This is a genomic window from Streptomyces sp. NEAU-sy36, from assembly GCF_013423905.1.
GTDB lineage: Bacteria > Actinomycetota > Actinomycetes > Streptomycetales > Streptomycetaceae > Streptomyces > Streptomyces misionensis.
Map to the genome: position 1 here is coordinate 2931460 of NZ_CP058977.1, position 19906 is coordinate 2951365.

Sequence of the window (19906 nt, forward strand, 5' to 3'; positions counted from 1 at the left end):
CTCATCGCGGATCCGCACGGCGTGGGCGCCGCCCCCGTGGTCCGGCGGCGGCCGGTTGCGGCAGGCTGAGGAGCATGTTCGGACCCGAAGGCCCCACGCTGCGCGAACTCGCCGTCCAGGCGCTGTCCTCCGTCGAGCACGGCTACGACCTGCTCGCCCCGAAGTTCGACCGCACCCCCTTCCGCACCCCCGACAGCGTGCTCGACGCCGTGGCGGGGGCGCTCGCCCCGCTGGGCCCGTTCGCCGACGGTCTCGACCTGTGCTGCGGCACCGGCGCGGGGACGGCGGTGCTGACCGGACTGTGCCGACGCACCGTCACCGGCGTCGACTTCAGCACCGGGATGCTCGACGTCGCCCGGCGCGCGGCAACCGGCCGGCCGGCCGGAGGGCCACGGGTCGCCTGGGTGCGCGGTGACGCCCGCGCCCTGCCGTTCACCGCCGCCTTCGATCTCGTCGTCAGCTTCGGCGCGTTCGGCCATTTCCTCCCCCGCGAGCTGCCCGGACTGTTCACCCAGGTCCACTCGGTGCTGCGGCCCGGCGGCAGCTTCGCCTTCCCGGTGCTCGCCCCGCCCCGCCCGACCCGCCCCGGGTTCTGGATGCTGCTCGGCTTCGACGCGGTCATGCGGGTGCGCAACGCCCTGTGGCGGCCGCCGTTCGTCATGTACTACCGGGCCTTCCGGCTCGGCCGGGTGACGGCCGAGCTGACCCGTGCCGGATTCTCCGTCGAGCTGCGCGCGCTGCCCGAGTTCGGGTGGCGCCCGGACGGCGGTCCCAAGGCGCGGCTGGTGGTGGCCCGCAGGGACGGGGGAGCGACCCAGGAGGGTCACAGGGCGCGGTAGACCGCCTCGACCAGCGCCCGCTTGCGGGGGTCGTCGGCGATGCGCGACCCCATGCGGTTCATGACGTAACCCACCGACACCCCCGCCTCCGGGTCCGCGAGCCCGAAGGAGCCGCCGAACCCGTCATGCCCGAAGGCCCGCGGATTGGGCCCGTAGGCGCCCTGGGGGCCGCTGAGCCACAGGCCGAGACCGATCTCGAACTCGCCGCCGAGCCCCGCCCCCAGCACCAGATCGACGCAGCGGCCCTGTCCCTCGCGGACCCGCTCCACCGCCTGCGGCGTCAGCAGCCGCCGCCCGCCGAAGAGACCGCGGCCGGCGAAGACGCCGTACAGGTGCGCGACCGCCCGCGCGGTGCCGTGCCCGTTCGCCGCCGGGACCTCCGCCGCCCGCCACTCGGGCGTGTTCGCCTGCGCGGCCCCGAGCGGAGGGTTGGCCATCGCGGCGATCAGCAGCGGCGTCACGTCGCGGAAGGACGCTTCGCCGATCGCCCCGGCAGGCGCGTGCACCAGCTCGGCCGCCCGCCCGTAGTCCCGCACCGGCAGGCCCACGCTGAAGTCGATCCCGAGCGGACCGGTCACCTCCCGCTGGAGGAAGGCCCCCGGCTTCAGCCCGGAGACCCGCCGGACGACCTCGCCGACCAGGAACCCGTACGTCACCGCGTGATACCCGGACCGGGTGCCCGGCTCCCACCACGGCTCCGTGGCCGCGAGCCGCGCGGTGGTCGTCTCCCAGTCGTACAGGTCCTCCAGCGAGTGCGGCTCGCGCAGCCCGCACACTCCCGAACGGTGCGACAGCAGATGGCGGACGAGTACCTTCTCCTTGCCGGCCGCCGCGAACTCCGGCCAGTACCGGGCCACCGGCGCGTCCAGGTCGAGCAGCCCGCGGTCGGCGAGCAGATGGGCGCAGAGCGCCACCGGGCCCTTGGTGGTCGACCACACGTTCACCAGCGTGTCCCGTTCCCAGGGCCGGGTGCGGGCCGGGTCCGCCCAGCCGCCCCACAGGTCCACCACCGTCTTCCCGGCCACGGTGACCGCCACCGCCGCGCCCAGCTCGCCCCGCTCGCGGAAGTTCTCCTCGAACGCCTCCCGCACGGCCGTGAACCGCGGATCGCAGTGGCCGTCGACCCGTGCCGCCTCCGCTGCCTGCGGGGTCTGCTGGGCGTCGTGCGTGGCTGACATGGGCCCTCCGTGGTCGCGGGAACGGCCCGGGCCGCAGCGCCCGGGCCGGGGTTTTCGAACCTAGCGACGGGTCGGCCCCGGAGGAAGAGGCCGTGCCCGGCACGCGGCCGTCAGACGCGGGAGCGCAGCCAGCGCATCTTCGCCGCCTCCTGGTAGGGGCCGCCGCCCTCGTGGTCGTTGAACTCGTACACCTCGATCGCCTTGTCCTCGTGCGCCCAGGCGTTGAACGCCGCGAACACGGTCGACGGCGGGCAGGTCTCGTCCTCCAGGGCCGTCGAGAACAGGGCTGGCATCCGGCCGCGGGCCGCGAAGTGCGTGCCGTCGAAGTAGGACAGGGTGCGCAGCACCTCGGCCGCGCGACCCCGGTGCGTCTTGAGGAACAGGCCCACCTCGCGGTAGGGGTGGCGGTCCGTCAGCGTCACCGCGCGCGGGAAGTCGCAGAGGAACGGCACGTCCGGCGCCACCGCGACCAGGTCCGGGACCAGGGCGCCGACGGCGAGGGTGATGCCGCCGCCCTGGCTCTCGCCGATCGCCACCGTGCGGGCCGCGTCGGTCAGCGGATGCGCGCGGGCCGCCTCCACGGCCCGTACGGCGTCCGTGAACACCCGCCGGTAGTAGTGGTTCTCGGGCGCGTCGATGCCCCGCGTCAGAAAGCCCGGGTGGGCGGGACCGGAGCCCACCGGGTCGGGGGTGCCGCCCCCGCCGCCCCAGACGCTGCCCTGCCCCCGGGTGTCCATCACGAAGTGCGCCCGGCCCGTCGACGCCCACAGCAGATCCTGGTGCGGCAGCCCGCGCCCGCCGCCGTACCCGATGAACTCCACTATGAGCGGCAGGGGTTCGGTGGCGCCGGCGGGCAGCCGCAGCCAGCCCTTGACGGGGTGCCCGCCGAACCCGGCGAACGTCACGTCGTACACCTCGACGGTGGCCAGCCCCGCCTCCACCGGCTCGAAGCGGACGTCCAGTTCGTGTGCGCGCGCCTCCTTCAGGGTGTTCTCCCAGAAGGCGTCGAAGTCCTCGGGTTCGGCGGACCCGCCCCGGTAGGCGCGGAGTTCCGGCAGGGGAAGGTCGAACAGGGCCATGGGCAACCACCTTGATCAGGGCAGACAGTGAGGAGCTCACCGTACGAGGGCGGTCACCCGGCGGGCCAGTGGGGCGCGGTCCGCTCACGTCCTCGGCTGGGTCCACCTCGGGCCCGTCCGGGCCCATTCCCGTTCCCACTCGGCGAGCCGGTGGCGCAGCGCGATCCGGCGGGACACCGCATGGCCGAGGAACACCACGCCGCCGACGCAGGCCGCCACGCCCGCCCCCACGGCCACCGCGTTCTGGAGGACCGCCGTACCGGCCGGCGGCGCGCCGACGCCGTGGCCCCGGGAGTCCACCCACACCACGACCGAGTCACCCGGCCGGGTCCCGGCCGGCACCCGCGTCCAGGTGGTCCGGACGCCCTTGCCGGGCTCTGTCCAGCGGACCTCGGCGCGGTAGGGGTGCCCGCGCCCGGTGCGCAGGGAGGGCGCCGAGGAGGCCGGATCGCCGGTCACGGTGGCGCGCACCTGATGGCGCGCGGCGCGCTGCGCGGCCGCCCGCGCCGCGCCCTGGTCGTGTGCGTGCAGGCCCGCGGCCGCCCCGGCCAGCGGCGCCACCACGCACAGCAGCACGGCGACCGCCAGCACCGTCCACGCCTCCACGACATCGCAGCGGCGCCGCAGCGTATTGCGCCGCCAGCGCCAACCACGCACCCGGGTCCGCATGTCCGCCTCCTCGCCGAAGCCGACCGCTCACGCCCGGCGCCGCCCGCGCCGAAGCGTCCACACCCGTCTCGTACCCCGTACGACGCACCCGGCCCACCCGTCGAACCGCGAGTTCAGGCCCACTTGGGACAGGGTTCGAGCCAAGTACCCCCCCGGGACGCCGGGAAAGGGCGCCGGGGGTCAGCCGAAGCGCTCGATGCGGATGCGGTCCACCGGCTGGCCGGCCCGCACCAGCAGCCGGGAGGCGTGCTCGGCGAACCCGTTGGAACCGCACACGTACGCCTCCCACCCGCCGGGCGGCCGCTCGGCCATCAGCGGCGCCAGCTGCGCGGCCGTCACCCGGCCCACCGGCACCCCCGCGGGGGCGCTGCGGGTGAACACCGGCGTCGTCTCCGCGCCCAGCTCCCGCGCGTAGATCAACTCCTCCGGGCTGCGCGCGGACACCAGCATCCGCAGCGGCACGTCGAGGCCGCGCGCCCGCCGGTGGCGGATCATCGACATCAGCGGTACGACCCCGGAACCCGCGCCCAGCAGCAGCGCGGGCCGGTCCCCCGGCCAGGCGAAGAAGCCGCTGAGCGGACCGCGCACCTCGAACGTGTCACCGGGCCTGGCCACGGTGTGGAACCAGCCGGAGACCTCGCCGTCCGGCACCCGGTCCAGGGTCAGCTCGATGTGCCCCGAATCGTCCGGCGCGGAGGCGATCGAATAGTGGCGCTGCGCCGTGTAGCCGTCCGGGGCGGTCAGCCGCAGCATCAGGTGCTGGCCGGGCAGGTGCCCCGCCCAGCGCGGCACCGCCAGCCGGAACGTGGCCGCGTACGGCGTCTCCCGGCGGATCTCCGTCAGGGTGGCCGTCTGCCACACGGTCTCGGCCTGCTCGCTCACCGCGATCCGGCCGGGCACCGCGAACCGCGGCGCGCCGCCGGGCATCGTCGTCGTCTCAGTCACCGGAGTACCGCTGCTCCTCCCAGGGGTTGCCGCGCGGGTGGTAGCCGTTGCCCTCCCAGAAGCCCGGCTCGTCGTGGTCGAGGAGCGTGATGCCCGCGATCCACTTGGCGCTCTTCCAGAAGTAGAGGTGCGGCACCACCAGGCGCGCCGGGCCGCCGTGCTCGGCCGGCAGCGGCTCGCCGCCGTACTCCCACACGATCCAGGCCCGGCCGCCGGTCAGATCGGCGAGCGGCAGGTTCGCGGTGTACCCGGTGTGGGAGCGGGCGAGCGCGTGGGTGGCGCGGGCGTCGGGCCGTGCCACGTCGAGGAAGGCGTCCAGGGACACCCCGCCGAACCGCACACCGAACTTCGACCACCCGGTCACACAGTGGATGTCGCCCTCGTACGCCGACGCGGGCAGCGCGTGCGCCGCCTCCCAGTCCCAGGTGTACGGCCGCTCGACCAGTCCGTCGATGCGGAAGGTCCAGTCGGCGGGTGCGAGGTCCGGGGTGACCTCGGCGGACAGGACGGGCCAGTCGTCGCGCGCGTCGTACTGTCCGGGCGGCAGTCCCGGGTTGTGCTCGCGCGCGCGGCCCGTGAAGCCTCGCGTGACGTTCATACTTCAACCGTACGCTGTCGCGGCGGGTGCCCCGTCCCAGGTCACGGGCCCGGTCCTCGCGCGCGGGCCCGATCGTTGCGGCCGTGTGAACTCTGACCGGAGGCGGGAATACCGGCGCGGGCCCGCTCCTTGCCGATCGGTGCCGGCCGTGGTGCGCCGGTACCAGGGCGAACGAAGCGAGGGATGAGGATGCGCGAGGCGTACGGTTCCAGCACGGGGAACGGGGTGGCCGCGTGAGCCGGACCGATGCCCCGCACCCACTCGACAACCCCGCCCTCGCCTCCCTCACCGGTCCGCACGCCCGCTTCGCCGAGCGGCGCGGCCGGGTGCTGCGCTACCCGCTCGACGTCTCCCCGTGGCTGGCGCTGCCCGACGAGCCGGACGCCCGGGACTGGGCGGACCTCGCGGCGCTGGCCGGACCCGGCGCCGAGGTCCCGCTGTCCGGCTACTGCGGTGACGTCCCCGAGGACTGGGAGATCACCTTCCACGTGGGCGGGGTGCAGCTCGTGGACGACGGGGTGGCCGCCGCGCCCGACCCGGAGGCGGTCCGCCTCGGGCCGGCCGACGTGCCCGAGATGCTGGACCTGGTGGCCCGCACCCAGCCCGGGCCGTTCCTGCCGCGCACCGTCGAGCTCGGCACCTACCTCGGTATCCGCCGCGAGGGCGCGCTGGTCGCCATGGCGGGGGAGCGGCTGCACCCGCCGGGCTGGACCGAGATCAGCGCGGTCTGCACCGACGCCGCCGTCCGCGGCCAGGGCCTGGCGACCCGGCTGATCCACGCGGTCGCGCACGGCATCCGGGAACGCGGCGAGACCCCGTTCCTGCACACCAGCGCCAGGAACACCAACGCCATCCGGCTCTACGAGTCCCTCGGCTTCCGGCTGCGCCGGCACACCGCTTTCCTGTCGGCGCGGGCTCCCGAGCGGCTCGGAGAGGAGGAGCGGGCGGCGGTACCGGTGGGGTGAGCCCGGGGCCGCGACGGGCGCCGGGGAAGTCGAGCGGCGGTTCGGGTCGGGTGCCGGTGGGGGCGGCGGCCCGGGGGCCGGCGGGCTGTGGTGCTGTGGTCGCGGTCGGTGCCTCCGCGGTCTGCGCCGTCGGTGGTGAGCCGGGGCCGGCGGGTGCTGGGCCGATCCGGTGCGTGCCCGGCCTCAGCGGTCCGTGGAGTCGTCCGGTGCCGCGTTGTAGCGCTCCAGATAGGCCGCGAACCGCACCAGGTCCTCCTCCGGGAAGTCCACCAGCCGCTCCCGGACGGCCGCCCGGCGGCGCAGGGTGACCTGGCCGAGGATCTCCTGTCCGGCCTCCGTCAGCTGGAGCACCTGGACCCGGTGGTCCTCCGGGTCCAGCCGGCGCTCGATCAGCCCGGCCCGCTCCAAGGCGGCCACCTGGCGGCTCACCGTGGACTTGTCCAGGGCGTAGTGCGCCGCGAGGTCGGTGGCCCGGCAGCCGCCGCTCTCCTCCAGATGACCCAGCAGGGTGTACGACACCAGGGACAGCTCGGGGTGCATCCGCCCGGCCGAGGCGCGGGCCCGGCGGGCGAAGACCGTCATCTCGCGCTGGATCGTCTCCACAGCGGCCTCTGCCCTGCTCACGGGCCTCTCCCTCCTCCGGACCTTCCCGTTGCAGAGTACAACTCGGGTCCGCGGGCCCGGACCGGCGGTGGGCCTTGGGGTATGGTGACCGTCCGGTCGCGGAGGTCCGCGGCCCCGAACGCGAGGAGGTGAGACCCATATCCGCTGTGTCAGCCGGGGTGCTCTCTCCTCGTGACGGCGCGGTACGCCGGAGGCGGTGACCGCGGGGAGCGCCCTGTGGTTCCGCGCTCCCGAAAGGCGTCCATGCCCTCCCGCCCCGCACTCTCCCCTGCCGACGTCGTCTCCGCGTTGCGCGCCGCCGGGTGCGTCTTCGCCGAGGACGAGGCCGAGTTGCTCCTCGCCACCGCCCGTGACCCCGCCGAACTGGCCTCGATGGTGGACCGGCGCGCGGCCGGGCTGCCGCTCGAACACGTCCTGGGCTGGGCCGAGTTCCACGGACTGCGCGTCGCCGTGACGCCCGGGGTGTTCGTCCCCCGCCGCCGTACCGAGTTCCTGGTGGACCGGGCGCTGGCCGAGGCGCCGGACGCGGCCGTCGTCGTGGACCTGTGCTGCGGCTCGGGCGCGCTCGGCGCCGCGCTCGCCGCCGCGCTGGACGGGGCGGAGGTGCACGCCGCCGACATCGACCCGGCCGCGGTGCGCTGCGCCCGGCAGAACCTCGCCCCCTACGGCGGCCGGGCCCACCAGGGCGACCTGTACGCCGCGCTGCCCACCGCGCTGCGCGGCCGGGTCGACCTCCTGACGGCCAACGTCCCCTACGTCCCCACCCCCGAGATACCCCTCCTCCCCGCCGAGGCCCGCGAGCACGAGCCCCCGGCCGCCCTCGACGGCGGCCCCGACGGCCTCGACGTCCTGCGCCGTGTCGCCGGCGAGGCCGCCACTTGGCTGGCCCCCGGCGGCCGCCTCCTCTCGGAGACGAGCGAACACCAGTCCCCGGCCGCGCTGGCCGCCTTCACCGAGGCGGGCCTGACCGCCCGGGTGGCGGTGTCACGGGAGTGGTCGGCGCACGTGGTGATCGGGGCGCGCCCCTAGCCGGGACACGCACCGCGACGGCTCCGTCCTGCCCTACTCGGGCCGCCCGTCGGGTTCCCGGGCCCGTGCGATGAGCAGTGCGACGTCGTCGTGGTTGTCCGGGCGGTGGAGGGTGTCCAGGAGGGCGTCGCAGGTCTCGTCCAGGGGTCGGGCCGGGTCGGTCAGCAGGGAGAGCATCAGGTCGAGGCGTTCGTCGAGGGCGTGATGGCGGGTCTCGACCAGGCCGTCGGTGTAGAGGACCAGTTCGTCGCCGGGGGCGAAGTCGACGGTGACCGTGGAGAACTCGACTCCGCCCACGCCCAGCGGCACCCCGGTGGGCAGGTCCAGGAGTTCCGGCGGCCGGCCGGGGCGCACGCGGGCCGGCGGCAGGTGGCCCGCGTTGGCGATGCGGCACTGGCGCAGCCACGGGTCGTGGACGACGTACACGCACGTCGCGATGGAGTGGTCCAGTGCCGAGGTGGTCCGGTCCAGATGGCCGAGCAGCACCGCCGGGTCCAGGCCGAGCGCGGTCAGGGTGGCCGTCGCGGTGCGCAGCCGGCCCATGGTGGCGGCCGCGTCGATGCCGCTGCCCATGACGTCGCCGACCACCAGCGCGGTCCGGCCGCCCTCCAGCGGGATCACGTCGAACCAGTCGCCGCCCACCTCGCTGGTGACCCCCGCCGGCCGGTAGCGCGAGGCCACCTCCAGACCGGTCGTCACCGGAGGATCGCTCGGCAGCAGACTGCGCTGGAGGGTGAGCGCGGCGTTGTGGGCGTTCTGGTACCAGCGGGCGTTGTCGATCTGCACCGCCGCCCGGGCCGCCAGCTCCCGCGCGAGCAGTACGTCGTCCCGGTCGAAGGGCCGCGGGTTGCGGGTGCGCTTGAGGTCGAGCGCGCCCAGCACCTCGCCGCGCGCGATCAGCGGTACCGCCAGATACGAGTGCAGGCCCGCCCGCGCCAGCAGCGCCGCCGCCCGCGGTGAGCGCGCGATGCGCGGCAGGTCCTCGTCCTTCACCCGCGGCACCAGCACCGCCTCGGCGGTGCGCACGCACTCGGTGACCAGCCGGTCGGGGGCGTACCGCGCGATTCCGCCCGGCGGATCGGCGGCCCGTACCGCGTCCGAGTCGTCCTCCGGGCGCAGCGCGAGGGCCCGGATCACCGCGGGCTCCGCGGGGCCGAGGGTGCTCGGTCGGCCCTCCACCACGGCGTCCAGCAGGTCGACCGCCGCCACATCGGCCAGCTCCGGCACCGCGACATCGGCCAACTCCCGGGCGGTGCGATCCAGTTCGAGCGTCGTACCGATCCGTGCCGAGGCGTCCGCGATCATCGTGAGCCGGCGTCGTGCCGCCTCCGCCGCCACGGAGGCCCGGTGCTGCTCGGTGATGTCCACCATCGAGCAGGCCACGCCGAGCACATGCCCCATGGCGTCGTCCAGCCGGTAGAGCGACACCGCCCAGGTGTGGTCCGTGTCCGGGTCGGCGGGCGTGCGGCCCACCACGACGTGGTCGATCAGCGGGGTGCCCGTCGCCAGCACCCGGTGGGCGGCGTCCGCCACCGGGCCGGTGTCCAGCCCCGGCAGGACGTCGCGGAGCGCGCGGCCCGTGTGCCCGGCGGCCGGCAGCCCGCTGATCCGCTCCAGGGCCGGGTTCGCGGAGACGAACCGCAGCTGCGTGTCGAGCACCGCGAGGCCCATCGGGGACTGCTTCACCATCCGCTCGGACAGCGCCACGTCCTGTTCGAGGCGCCGTACCGTCGAACGGTCGGCGGCGAGCCCGAGGGCGTACACCTCCCCGCGGTCGTCCAGCAGCCGCATGTTGCGGAACTCCACCAGCCGGGTGCTGCCGTCCTTGTGCCGGATCGGGAAGCCGCCGGCCCAGCTCTGCCCGGTGGTCATCACATCGGCGAAGAGCCGGGCGACCAGCTGCATGTGCCGTTCGTGCACCATCAACCGGGCGGCGTACCGGCCGAGGGCCTCCCGCGCGGTGTAGCCGAACAGCTCCTCCGCCTGCGGGCTCCACAGCACGATCCGGCCGGCGGCGTCCAGCACCACCGAGGCCACGCCGAGCATGTCGAGGAGGCCGCCCGGCGGCACCGGTCCGCGCGCGGGCTCACCGCTCTCGGACGCCGGAGCCCCGGCTGCACTCATGCCACGCACCGCCTTCGCCCGTCCGCACGGCGTGCCGTCCCCCGTGCCGGTTCCCCGTGTCGTGTCGCGCTCACATCCGACTCTCCGCAGCCTTCGCCGTCAACCTCCACCATCCCTCAACCCGGCGGCGGGCGTCCGCTGGAAGGCGCGGGGCACCCACGGCCACGACGGCCGGCTTGGTCTGTACATGGCTATCGCGCGCACGCCAGACTGTGCGCCGTCCGAGTGCGCCCCACCGCCCTTCCAGGAGCCCGCCATGCCCGTGCCCGCCCGGTTACGCCGCCCCGGAGTACTCGCCGGACTCGTCACCCTCGCCGCCGCCCTGTCCCTCGCCGTGCCCGCGCCCGCCTCGGCGGCCGGCACCTGGACCGAGACCGGCTCCGACCGCGCCGACCCGCTGACCGAGAGCCAGGGGCTGGCCTCGGTCGAGGTCCCGGCGAACAGTCCCAACCGCTACACCGGCATCGGCACCATCCCGCTCGGCGACTCCGCGCGCGGCTGGAACCACGTCGGCGACCCCGACGCGTCGTACGAGGGTTACTACATCGAGCCCTACCAGCGGGACTCCGGCAACTCGAAGATGTTCCGCGTGCAGGCGCCGGGCGGCGCCTGGTCGGAGTACGTGCACACGCTGAGCCCCGGCGAGGCCATGAACAACTCGTGGGTGGCGATCTCGCCGGACGGCCAGTGGATGCTGTCCGGCGAATGGGGCACGATGGACCGGCTGCTCGTCTTCCCGACGCCGGGCGAGAACCCCTCGACCTCACCCTCGGCGAACCTCCCGCAGGCGGCCACGGTCCGCCTGGACCACGCCGTCAGAGACGTCCAGGGCTGCGACTTCTCCGGTCCGACGACCCTGCTGTGCTCCTCCGACGACCCCGACGGCAGCCTGTTCGGCATGACCAAGCCGCTGCTCCGGATCGACCTGTCGGCACCGCCGAGCGGCTCCGCGGACGTGGACGGGCACGTCACCGCGCTGCGCCAGCTGCCGCTGCGCAGCGCGTGCCAGGGCTCCTTCGAGGCGGAGGGCATCGACTACGACCGGCGCACCGGAACCCTGCGGGTGATCGTGGTCTCGCCGGGCGTCTGCGTGCTCACCGACAGCAAGACGTACCGGTTCTCCCTCGGCTGAGGGGGCGGGTGGCGGGCGCGCGGGCGCGGTGTTTTGCTGGGCGGGGGATGGACGTGGTGCGAACGGGGTACCCCGTGCCTCCGCAGCGCGGCCACGAAAGGAGCGATCAATGGAGAACAGGGACCGGTCGCATCCGGAATCCGTCATGGTGGAGATCAGCGGATGCTCCAAGGAGGACGCACGTCTCGTCTTCGAGGCGCTGAACTCCTGCTTCGCGTCCGACCGGGGCAAGGACGAGGTGCCCCGGCAACTCCACGAAACCCGCCCCATGGTGTGGCTCGGCACGTACGAGGTCGCGGACACCCCCCGCCAGGGCTGCCCGCCGGTCCACCTCCGCTCGTCCGTCCAGGCGGACGTCCAGGGCGGCTACTGGGCCGTCGACCGCTTCCGCCACGCCCTCGACTCCATGTTCACCGTCGAGGAAACCTGCACGGCCTCCGGCGACCAGGAACGCGACCTGCACCTACGCCTGGAAAGCCGCTGACCCGGCGCCCCCCGGCGCCCCGCGACGCCCCGGCCGGTCCCGTACCGGCCGGGGCGTCCTGCGCCGGTCCGGATTCCGGGGCGGCCGGAGCGTTCCGCACGCATCCGTAGGCAGGGGGGTGGTACGGCCCACACGTTTATGCAACTAGTTGCACAAGCGGGTTCGGTTGCTCTACAACAAAAGGCGACCGCACCCGCGCACGGAGGGCCTGAGATGAGCCGTTACCCCCACTTGCTGACCCCGCTCGACCTGGGGTTCACCACGCTGCGAAACCGGGTGCTCATGGGATCGATGCACGTGGGACTGGAGGAGGCCGAGCGCGGGTTCGAGCGGATGGCGGCGTTCTACGCCGCCCGGGCGCGCGGCGGCGTCGGGCTCATCGTCACGGGCGGCATCGCGCCGAACGAGGAGGGGCGGCCGTACGAGGGCGGGGCCAAGCTCACCACCGAGGCGGAGGCCGAGCGGCACCGGGTGGTCACCGGCGCCGTGCACCGCGAGGGCGGCCGGATCGCCCTGCAGATCCTGCACTTCGGGCGGTACGCCTACCACCAGGACCTGGTCGCCCCGAGCCCGCTCCAGGCGCCGATCAGCCCCTTCGTCCCCCGCGAACTCTCCGACGCCGACATCGAGCGCACCATCGGCGACTACGTCCGCGCCGCCCGCCTCGCACGGCACGCCGGGTACGACGGCGTCGAGATCATGGGCTCCGAGGGCTATCTCGTCAACGAGTTCATCGCCGCCCGCACCAACCACCGCACCGACCGCTGGGGCGGCTCGTACGAGAACCGGATGCGGTTCCCGGTCGAGATCGTCCGCCGGGTGCGCGAGGCCGTCGGCGAGGACTTCATCATCGTCTACCGGCTGTCCATGCTGGACCTCGTCCCCGGCGGCTCCTCCCACGCGGAGGTCGTCACCCTCGCCAAGGCCGTCGAGGCGGCCGGCGCGACCATCATCAACACCGGCATCGGCTGGCACGAGGCCCGCATCCCCACCATCGCCACCTCCGTGCCGCGCGGCGCCTACACCTGGGTCACCAAGAAGCTGATGGGCGAGGTGACCGTCCCGCTGGTGACCACCAACCGCATCAACACCCCCGAACTCGCCGAGGAGCTGCTGGCCGGCGGCTACGCCGACATGGTGTCCATGGCCCGGCCGATGCTCGCCGACCCCGACTTCGTCGCCAAGGCCGCCGCCGGCACCCCCGAGGCCATCAACACCTGCATCGGCTGCAACCAGGCCTGCCTGGACCACACCTTCAGCGGCCGGCTCACCTCCTGCCTGGTCAACCCGCGCGCCTGCCACGAGACCGAGCTGGTGCTCGCGCCGACCCGGACCAGGAAGCGCGTCGCCGTCGTCGGCGCCGGACCGGCCGGGCTCGCCTGCGCCGTCAGCGCCGCCGAACGCGGCCACGCCGTCACCCTGTTCGACGCCGGCGGCGAGATCGGCGGGCAGCTCAACGTCGCCCGCAAGGTGCCCGGCAAGCAGGAGTTCGAGGAGACCCTGCGCTACTTCCGCCACCAACTCGCCGCCCACGGCGTGGAGGTACGCCTGAACACCTGGGTGAGCGCCGCGGACGTGGCCGACTACGACGAGGTGGTCGTCGCCACCGGCGTCACCCCGCGCACCCCCGACATCCCGGGTGTCGGCCACCCGCGCGTGCTCGGCTACCTCGATGTGCTGCGCGACGGCGCCGACGTCGGCGACCGCGTGGCCGTCCTGGGCGCCGGCGGCATCGGCTTCGATGTCGCCGAGTACCTCACCGACGGCGGGGACAAGGCGAGCGAGGACCCCGCGGCGTACCTCCGCAACTGGGGCGTCGACATGGAGTACACGGCACCCGGCGGCCTCACCGAGCCGCGCCGTCCGGCCCCGCCCCGCCAGGTCCACCTGCTCCAGCGCAAGACCAGCAAGGTCGGCGCCGGTCTCGGCAAGACCACCGGCTGGATCCACCGCACCGAACTGCGGCACCGCGGGGTCACCATGGTCCCGGGCGTGCGCTACGACCGCATCGACGACGCCGGTCTGCACATCACCGTCGGCGGCGAGAGCACCGTCCTGGAGGTCGACACCGTGGTGCTGTGCACCGGCCAGGAACCGCGCCGCGACCTGTACGAGGAGCTGGTCGCCGCCGGACGCGTCGCGCACCTGATCGGCGGTGCGGACGTCGCCGCGGAGCTGGACGCCAAGCGGGCCATCAAGCAGGGCACCGAACTGGCGGCGGCGCTCTAGGCCGCCGCCGGGGCATCCCTAGGATGAGCCCATGTCACTCCCGCACGCGATCCTCACCGCCCTGCTGGAAAAGCCGTCGTCGGGACTGGAGCTGACCCGCCGGTTCGACAAGTCGATCGGCTACTTCTGGTCCGCGACGCACCAGCAGATCTATCGCGAGCTGGGCAAGCTGGAGGGCGAGGGGCTCATCCGGGCGCTGCCGGCCGAGCAGCCGGCCCGTGGGCAGAAGAAGAGCTACGAGGTGCTGCCCGCGGGCCGCGCCGAACTGGCCCGCTGGACCGCCGCCGCACAGGACCCCAAGCCGCTGCGGGACACGCTCCTGCTGCGGCTGCGCGCGGCGGCGGTGGTCGGCACGGCGGGCCTGGAGGCGGACCTGCGGCGCCATCTGGAGCTGCACCGGCGGCAGTTGGCCGAGTACGAGGAGATCGAACGCCGCGACTTCCCACCGGAGCGGAACGCCCCCGAGGACCGGCTGCGGCACCTGGTGCTGCGGGCGGGCATCGATCTGGAGACCTTCTGGACGCAGTGGCTGTCCCACGCCCTCGCGGAGTTCCCCGGACCGTCCGACGACGGCGAGACGGACTGACCGGCTCCAGGGCGTGCCGGGGCCGGACGGCGGGGCAGGCCCGGCTGGTCGCGGGGGGCGTCGGTTTCGAGCGGTGGCGCGGGCGCCGGCCGTCGTGGTCGTGCGGCGTCGTCGCCCGGCCGGGTCCGGCGCCCTCGGGCGGGTGCCGGACCGGCGGACATCGATCCGGCGGGCTGGGGCGCCTCCGCGCGGGTCGGGGGCCGGGCCGGACCCGGGCGGCGGGGCGGGCGCCGGTCGGTGTCGGCGGGCTCGGCAGGGGGTCAGGGGCGCGTCGGTTTCGAGCGGCGGCGCAGGCACCACACGGCGGTGACGGCGCCCGCGCCCACCAGGGCCGAGCCGACGCCGAGGGTGAGGGGGCCGTAGTCGCGGACGGCGCCGCCGAGGCCGCCGTTGACGCCCCGGGCGGGTGCCGGCTGGACGGGTACCGGGCGGGTGGGCAACGGCCTGGAGGTGGTCGAGAGCGTCGGGGCGGACCCGGCGGAGACGATCACCGCCTGGCTGCCCGCCGTACTGCCGCTGGAGCAGACCACCACCACGGTGTAGGTCCCCGGGCTCACCCCGGACCAGGCCGCGGACTGGCTGACGGTGGTGCCCGACAGCGCCGCCTGGCGGCCCTGGGAGAAGCTGGCCTGACTGCTGGTGAGCAGTGCCGCGGTGCCCCAGCTGCCGTTGATCCGGGTGCACGCGCTGGTGACCACCGAGACGGAGGAGCCGGTGGTGCTGACGGAGATGCCGGAGACCGCGGCGGCCGGCGCCGCGAGCGCGACCGGGAGTGCGGCGGTGGCCGAGAGGGCGAGACCGGAGCGGAGCAGGGATATGGACTTGCGCATGGGCTGGCCTCCGGCGGCACGGCCGGCGGCACGTCCCATGCGCCGCCCAGGGTCGGGAATCATCCGTGCTGCCTGGTCAGCAGCCAACGCGGCCCGGCGGACCGCCGCACCCGGACGGCATCCGGCCGGGTGACACGGACCCGTCCGCGGCGCCCCGGGATGCGGCCCCCGCCGGTCTGTGGTCAGCGCCCCGTGGTCACCGTCCGCTCCGGCGACCAGCCGCCCCAGGTGCCGTCGGGCAACCGGGCCCGCAGCCGGACCCGGTGCTCCTCCCCGGCCGCGCGGCCCAGGTAGAAGCTGTAGTGCGCCCGGCCGCGCGGCGGGGTGCCGCCCCACTCCAGCGAGGTGGCCGAGGTGCCGTCGAGCCGGATCGCGTACTGCGTGATCACCCCGTCCGTGCTCGGCGGATCCCAGGACAGGTCCAGGTAGTAGGCGCCGTCGGCGCGGTGGGTCGCGGCGGTGAAGCCGGTCGGCGCGGTGGCCCGGCCGTCGTCGGTGCCCGGGGTGGTGAGGCGGACCGGGGCGCTCGCGGGGGAGAGGTTGTCCGCCGCGTCCCGGGCCCGCACCGTGAACACGTACCGGGTGCCGGGACGCAGCCCGGTGACGACCGCGGAGGTCAGATTCCCGCCGACGCTGTGGATCCGTGTGCCGCCCTGCTGGATGTCGTACGACACCACGCCCCGGTCGTCGTGGGAGGTGCCCCAGGACAGCCGGACCGCCCGGCTGCCGTCGGCCCGTCCGGTGGGCGCCCCGGGGCGGGTCGGCGCCGAACGGTCGGCCGCGGCCCGGGCGGGCGTCCGCGCCCGCACCGGACGGCTCGGCGGCCCGAGCCGGCCGGCCTTGTCCCGGGCCCGCACGGTGAACGCGTACTCGGTGGACGGCCTGAGCCTGACGACGTCCACCATGCGCTCCGCACCGGGCACCTCGGCCGTCTTGGTGCCGTCCCGGTACACCTCGTAGGAGCGGATGCCGGAGTCGTCCGGCACCGCGTTCCACATCACGTGCACGGAGGTGGCGCTGCCGGCCTGCGCGGTGACCCCGGTCGGGGCGCCCGGCATCCGGCCCTCGTCGCCCGTGTCGGCCCGGCTCCAGCCGCAGGACGTGAGCAGCAGCAGGGTGCCGCAGACCAGCACGAGCGGAAGGGGAACGCGTCGCACGGCTCTGCCTCCACGGTCGGCTCAACGGCGGCCCGGCAATGGTCCGGACCAATATGGCCCGCTCGGCGTGCCCGCGGCAAGGGGCCGGTGCCGAGCACCCCGCGCGGTTACGTATGCTGAAGGTCCCTGCGGCATGAACTCCCCGAGAGGGCTGGGGAGTTCATGCCGTTGGCGCGGAAACGCTGTCGTCGCCGAACCCGCGCCGGCGCGGGCGGCCGGGGGACCTGGATCGGAGGCGGTCCGGGTTCCCGGCCCCTGTTGTCCCCGTGGAGCCGCCCGTTCGGCGGTGAGACCATCACATCCTATGCCCCGAATGCCCGATTTGTTCCCTCATGGGTTGTCAGTACCGTGCTCCATCCAGCCCCTTGGGGGCGCCCCCTGCGGCCGGGCGCCCGGACCGCGGCCCACAGTGGGCTCGACATGTCCCCGAGGAGAGGGTTCCTCATCGTGCGTGTGCGTGTCCCGACGCTGACGCTGGCCGCGGTCGGCGCGGCCCTGATCGCCCCCGCCACGCTGCCCGGCCCCGCCGCGGCGGTCCCGCCCGAGGCACGGGCGACGACCCACGGCAAGGGCGCCACCCCCGGCGCAGGTCCGCGCAAAAACGTTGCCCCTCGGGCGAGCGCCCCCGCCGGCGCGGCCCGCGAGCACCCGGCCACCACCCCGGCCCGGAGCGCACCCCCCGCATCCGCCCGCCGCGAGAACGCCCCCGCCGCCGGGGCCCGGGGCGAGGGCGCCGTCACCGCCGAGGACCTGCTGGCCCGGGTCGGCGCCTGCGACCAGATCTCCAAGGGCCTGTACCGCACCGACGAGGACAGCCCCGAGACCGTGCCCGTCTGCGGCACCCGGGACGCCGTCTTCTGGAAGGCCGACCTGGACATCGACTGCGACGGCCGGCCCTCCGCGCACTGCAACGCCCAGGCCGACCCGCTGTACTCCCCGGAAACCGCCTTCCACCAGTCCGACGGACGGCCGCTCAGCGCCGAGGAACTGCCCTACATCGTCGTCCCGGCCGCCGGACCCCGCTGGGACCCCGGCGCGCACGGCGTGCGGGGCGGCTCGGTCGCCGCCGTCGTCTACCGGGACCGGGTGCAGTACGCGGTCGTCGGCGACACCGGCCCGGGCGACCTCATCGGCGAGGCGTCCTACGCCACCGCCAAGGGCCTCGGCATCAGCCCCGGCCCCAGCGACGGCGGAGCGGCCTCCGGAGTCACCTACATCGTCTTCAAGGACTCGCGGGCCGAGCCCATCGAGGACCACGCGGCGGCGGTGGCGACGGGGGAGCGGCTGGCCAGGCAGTTCGTGTCCGACACGGACGGCTGACCAGCCCCCCGCCACCTCATGGCGGCCCGTCACACCTTGCGGTAGTCGTACGCCTCCTTCGCCGCCGCCTCCACCCCGTCCAGGTCGGCACCCGCGGCGGCCGTCACCACCGCGGCCACCGCACCCTCCAGGAACGGGGCGTCCACCAGTCGCGTGTTCTCCGGCAGTTCGTCGCCCTCGGCCAGCAGCGCCTTCACGGTGAGCACCGCGCTGCCGAGGTCGGTGAGGACCGCCACCCCGGCGCCCCGGTCCGCCGAGGCCGCCGCGGCGGCGATCAGCTCGGCGCTGGTGCCGAGCCCGCCGGCCTCGGTGCCGCCCGCCGGGGCCACCGGCACCGCCTCGGCCCCGCCCGCGAGCCCCTTGGCCAGCGTCGCGACCGAGGCGGCGACCTCGGCGCTGTGCGACACCAGCACGATCCCGACCAGCTTCTCCTCGCTCACGTCAGCCCTCCGCGGTCTCGGCCAGCGCCGCGATCAGCAGCGCCGACGACGTCGCACCCGGATCCTGGTGGCCGATGCTGCGCTCCCCCAGGTAGCTCGCCCGGCCCTTGCGCGCCAGCAGCGGGACGGTGTCCTTCGCCCCCTTCTCGGCGGCCTCCCGGGCGGCGCCGAACCCGTTCCCGAGCGCCTCCACGGCCGGCAGCAGGGCGTCGACCATGGTCTTGTCGCCGGGCGCCGCCCCGCCCAGCTTCATCACACCCTGCACACCCGCCCGCAGCGCCTCGGCCAGCTGTTCCTCGCCGACCCCGGCGGCCTCTCCGAGCGCCTTGCCGGTACGGCGCAGCAACGTGCCGTACAGCGGCCCCGAGGCGCCGCCGACCGTCGAGATGAGCTGGCGTCCGGAGAGCATCAGGACGGCGCCCGGCGTGTCCGGCGCCTCGTTCTCCAGCGTCGTCCGTACGGCCGCGAACCCGCGCTGCATGTTGCTGCCGTGATCGGCGTCCCCGATGGCCGAGTCGAGGGCGGTGAGCCGCTCCGCCTCGCGGTCGACGGACGCGGCGGTCGCCGTCATCCAACGGCGGAAGAAGTCGGCGTCGAGCACTGGACCTCCAAACATAGTAAGGGCGTTGAGCGCTGTGTCCGCCGTATCACATCCCCCAGCGCAGCGCCGGGGTGCGCACCGGCGCGTCCCACAACCGCAGCATTTCCTCGTCGACCTGGCACAGGGTCACCGAGGCGCCCGCCATGTCCAGGGAGGTGACGTAGTTGCCGACCAGGGTGCGCACCACGGCCACCCCGCGCTCGGCCAGCACCCGCTGCACCTCGGCGTTGAACCCGTACAGTTCCAGCAGCGGGGTGGCGCCCATGCCGTTGACCAGGACGAGCACGGGGTTGTGCGGGGACATGTCCTCCAGGATCGCGTTCACCGCGAAGTCGGCTATCTCCCCGGAGGTCATCATCGGCCGCCGCTCCCGGCCCGGCTCGCCGTGGATGCCGATGCCCAACTCCAGCTCGCCCACCGGCAGGTCGAAGGTGGGGGAGCCCTTCGCCGGGGTCGTGACGGCGCTGAGCGCCACCCCGAAGCTGCGGGAGTTCTCGTTCACCCGGCGGGCTATCGACTCCACCTGCTCCAGCGGCCGCCCCTCGGCCGCGGCGGCACCCGCCAGCTTCTCCACGAACAGCGTCGCCCCGGTGCCGCGCCGCCCGGCCGTGAAGAGGCTGTCGGTGACGGCCACGTCGTCGTTCACCAGCACCTTGGCGACCTGGACGCCCTCGTCCTCGGCCAGCTCCGCCGCCATGTCGAAGTTGAGCACGTCGCCCGTGTAGTTCTTCACCACGAACAGCACCCCGGCGCCGCTGTCCACGGCGGCCGCCGCGCGCACCATCTGGTCGGGCACCGGCGAGGTGAACACCTCACCCGGACAGGCGGCGGACAGCATGCCGGGGCCGACGAACCCGCCGTGCAGCGGCTCGTGCCCGGACCCACCGCCGGAGACCAGCGCGACCTGTCCCGCCACCGGGGCGTCCCGGCGGACGATCACCCGGTTCTCCACGTCCACCGCCAGGTCCGGATGCGCGGCCGCCATCCCGCGCAGCGCGTCCGCGACGACGGTCTCCGGCACGTTGATCAACATCTTCATGCCTGTCTCCCAGAAAGCTCGCAGGTGGTCCCTGACCG

General features: G+C 74.7%; 20 protein-coding genes. 8 read left to right on the top strand and 12 right to left on the bottom strand.

Going from position 1 to position 19906, the window contains the following annotated elements; translation table 11 throughout:
• Positions 1 to 74: 74 nt before the first annotated feature.
• Positions 75 to 839 (top strand): class I SAM-dependent methyltransferase, encoded by a 765-nt coding sequence (locus HZZ00_RS13510; protein ID WP_180332407.1) that lies wholly within the window; start codon positions 75 to 77, stop codon positions 837 to 839.
• On the opposite strand, the gene HZZ00_RS13515 is transcribed toward HZZ00_RS13510, so the two are convergent.
• From HZZ00_RS13515 to HZZ00_RS13535, 5 genes are all read right to left on the bottom strand, one after another.
• Entirely contained in the window at positions 824 to 2017 is a 1194-nt protein-coding gene (locus HZZ00_RS13515; RefSeq protein ID WP_180332408.1) for a serine hydrolase, read from the bottom strand. The genes HZZ00_RS13510 and HZZ00_RS13515 overlap by 16 nt on opposite strands.
• 110 nt (positions 2018 to 2127) lie before the next feature.
• The gene (locus HZZ00_RS13520; protein ID WP_180332409.1) at positions 2128 to 3096 is read right to left on the bottom strand and encodes an acetylxylan esterase; all 969 of its coding nucleotides are present in this window, start codon (positions 3094 to 3096) and stop codon (positions 2128 to 2130) included.
• 84 nt (positions 3097 to 3180) lie between these two features.
• The gene (locus HZZ00_RS13525; RefSeq protein ID WP_180332410.1) at positions 3181 to 3765 is read right to left on the bottom strand and encodes a hypothetical protein; all 585 of its coding nucleotides are present in this window, start codon (positions 3763 to 3765) and stop codon (positions 3181 to 3183) included.
• A 180-nt stretch (positions 3766 to 3945) separates the two neighbouring features.
• Positions 3946 to 4710, bottom strand: a complete 765-nt coding sequence (locus tag HZZ00_RS13530; protein ID WP_180332411.1) for a ferredoxin reductase — start codon at positions 4708 to 4710, stop codon at positions 3946 to 3948.
• Complete coding sequence (locus HZZ00_RS13535) at positions 4703 to 5308, bottom strand: sulfite oxidase-like oxidoreductase (protein ID WP_180332412.1); 606 nt, start codon at positions 5306 to 5308, stop codon at positions 4703 to 4705. Before HZZ00_RS13535 ends, HZZ00_RS13530 begins: the two co-directional genes overlap by 8 nt.
• Before the next feature lie 233 nt (positions 5309 to 5541).
• On the opposite strand from HZZ00_RS13535, the gene HZZ00_RS13540 reads away from it, so the two are divergent.
• A complete protein-coding gene (locus tag HZZ00_RS13540; RefSeq protein ID WP_180332413.1) occupies positions 5542 to 6273 on the top strand; it encodes a GNAT family N-acetyltransferase in 732 nt (243 codons plus the stop codon).
• Between the two features lie 183 nt (positions 6274 to 6456).
• On the opposite strand, the gene HZZ00_RS13545 is transcribed toward HZZ00_RS13540, so the two are convergent.
• Entirely contained in the window at positions 6457 to 6855 is a 399-nt protein-coding gene (locus tag HZZ00_RS13545; protein ID WP_374028547.1) for a MarR family winged helix-turn-helix transcriptional regulator, read from the bottom strand.
• A 285-nt stretch (positions 6856 to 7140) separates the two neighbouring features.
• On the opposite strand from HZZ00_RS13545, the gene HZZ00_RS13550 reads away from it, so the two are divergent.
• A complete protein-coding gene (locus tag HZZ00_RS13550) occupies positions 7141 to 7926 on the top strand; it encodes a putative protein N(5)-glutamine methyltransferase (RefSeq protein ID WP_180332414.1) in 786 nt (261 codons plus the stop codon).
• A 33-nt stretch (positions 7927 to 7959) separates the two neighbouring features.
• Here HZZ00_RS13550 and HZZ00_RS13555 read toward each other — a convergent pair whose 3' ends face one another.
• Positions 7960 to 10050, bottom strand: coding sequence for a SpoIIE family protein phosphatase (locus tag HZZ00_RS13555; RefSeq protein WP_180332415.1), 2091 nt, complete (start codon positions 10048 to 10050; stop codon positions 7960 to 7962).
• 256 nt (positions 10051 to 10306) lie between these two features.
• On the opposite strand from HZZ00_RS13555, the gene HZZ00_RS13560 reads away from it, so the two are divergent.
• The 4 genes from HZZ00_RS13560 to HZZ00_RS13575 all read left to right on the top strand — a co-directional run bounded on the left by HZZ00_RS13560 (position 10307) and on the right by HZZ00_RS13575 (position 14481).
• Positions 10307 to 11182 carry a hypothetical protein gene (locus HZZ00_RS13560; RefSeq protein ID WP_180332416.1) on the top strand — a complete coding sequence of 292 codons (876 nt, stop codon included), beginning with the start codon at positions 10307 to 10309 and terminating at the stop codon, positions 11180 to 11182.
• A 109-nt stretch (positions 11183 to 11291) separates the two neighbouring features.
• Positions 11292 to 11666, top strand: a complete 375-nt coding sequence (locus HZZ00_RS13565) for a hypothetical protein (protein ID WP_180332417.1) — start codon at positions 11292 to 11294, stop codon at positions 11664 to 11666.
• Between the two features lie 213 nt (positions 11667 to 11879).
• The gene (locus HZZ00_RS13570; RefSeq protein WP_180332418.1) at positions 11880 to 13895 is read left to right on the top strand and encodes an NADPH-dependent 2,4-dienoyl-CoA reductase; all 2016 of its coding nucleotides are present in this window, start codon (positions 11880 to 11882) and stop codon (positions 13893 to 13895) included.
• Positions 13896 to 13926: 31 nt separating this feature from the next.
• The gene (locus HZZ00_RS13575; protein WP_180332419.1) at positions 13927 to 14481 is read left to right on the top strand and encodes a PadR family transcriptional regulator; all 555 of its coding nucleotides are present in this window, start codon (positions 13927 to 13929) and stop codon (positions 14479 to 14481) included.
• A 260-nt stretch (positions 14482 to 14741) separates the two neighbouring features.
• On the opposite strand, the gene HZZ00_RS13580 is transcribed toward HZZ00_RS13575, so the two are convergent.
• Together HZZ00_RS13580 and HZZ00_RS13585 are read right to left on the bottom strand one after the other, a co-directional pair.
• On the bottom strand, positions 14742 to 15311 hold the full coding sequence (locus tag HZZ00_RS13580; protein WP_180332420.1) for a hypothetical protein: 570 nt from the start codon (positions 15309 to 15311) through the stop codon (positions 14742 to 14744).
• A gap of 182 nt (positions 15312 to 15493) precedes the next feature.
• Positions 15494 to 16468 (bottom strand): fibronectin type III domain-containing protein, encoded by a 975-nt coding sequence (locus HZZ00_RS13585; protein ID WP_180332421.1) that lies wholly within the window; start codon positions 16466 to 16468, stop codon positions 15494 to 15496.
• Positions 16469 to 16921: 453 nt separating this feature from the next.
• Between HZZ00_RS13585 and HZZ00_RS13590 the strand changes: the two genes are divergently transcribed.
• Positions 16922 to 17788 carry a glycoside hydrolase family 75 protein gene (locus HZZ00_RS13590; RefSeq protein WP_257585938.1) on the top strand — a complete coding sequence of 289 codons (867 nt, stop codon included), beginning with the start codon at positions 16922 to 16924 and terminating at the stop codon, positions 17786 to 17788.
• A gap of 29 nt (positions 17789 to 17817) precedes the next feature.
• Here HZZ00_RS13590 and HZZ00_RS13595 read toward each other — a convergent pair whose 3' ends face one another.
• The 3 genes from HZZ00_RS13595 to dhaK are packed head-to-tail and all read right to left on the bottom strand — an operon-like array spanning position 17818 to position 19868.
• Positions 17818 to 18228: a PTS-dependent dihydroxyacetone kinase phosphotransferase subunit DhaM gene (locus tag HZZ00_RS13595; RefSeq protein WP_180332423.1), complete on the bottom strand. Its 411-nt coding sequence runs from the start codon at positions 18226 to 18228 to the stop codon at positions 17818 to 17820.
• Between the two features lies 1 nt (position 18229).
• Positions 18230 to 18829, bottom strand: a complete 600-nt coding sequence (dhaL, locus tag HZZ00_RS13600) for a dihydroxyacetone kinase subunit DhaL (RefSeq protein ID WP_180332424.1) — start codon at positions 18827 to 18829, stop codon at positions 18230 to 18232.
• Between the two features lie 46 nt (positions 18830 to 18875).
• Positions 18876 to 19868, bottom strand: a complete 993-nt coding sequence (gene dhaK, locus HZZ00_RS13605) for a dihydroxyacetone kinase subunit DhaK (RefSeq protein WP_070026587.1) — start codon at positions 19866 to 19868, stop codon at positions 18876 to 18878.
• Between the last annotated feature and the right edge of the window lie 38 nt (positions 19869 to 19906).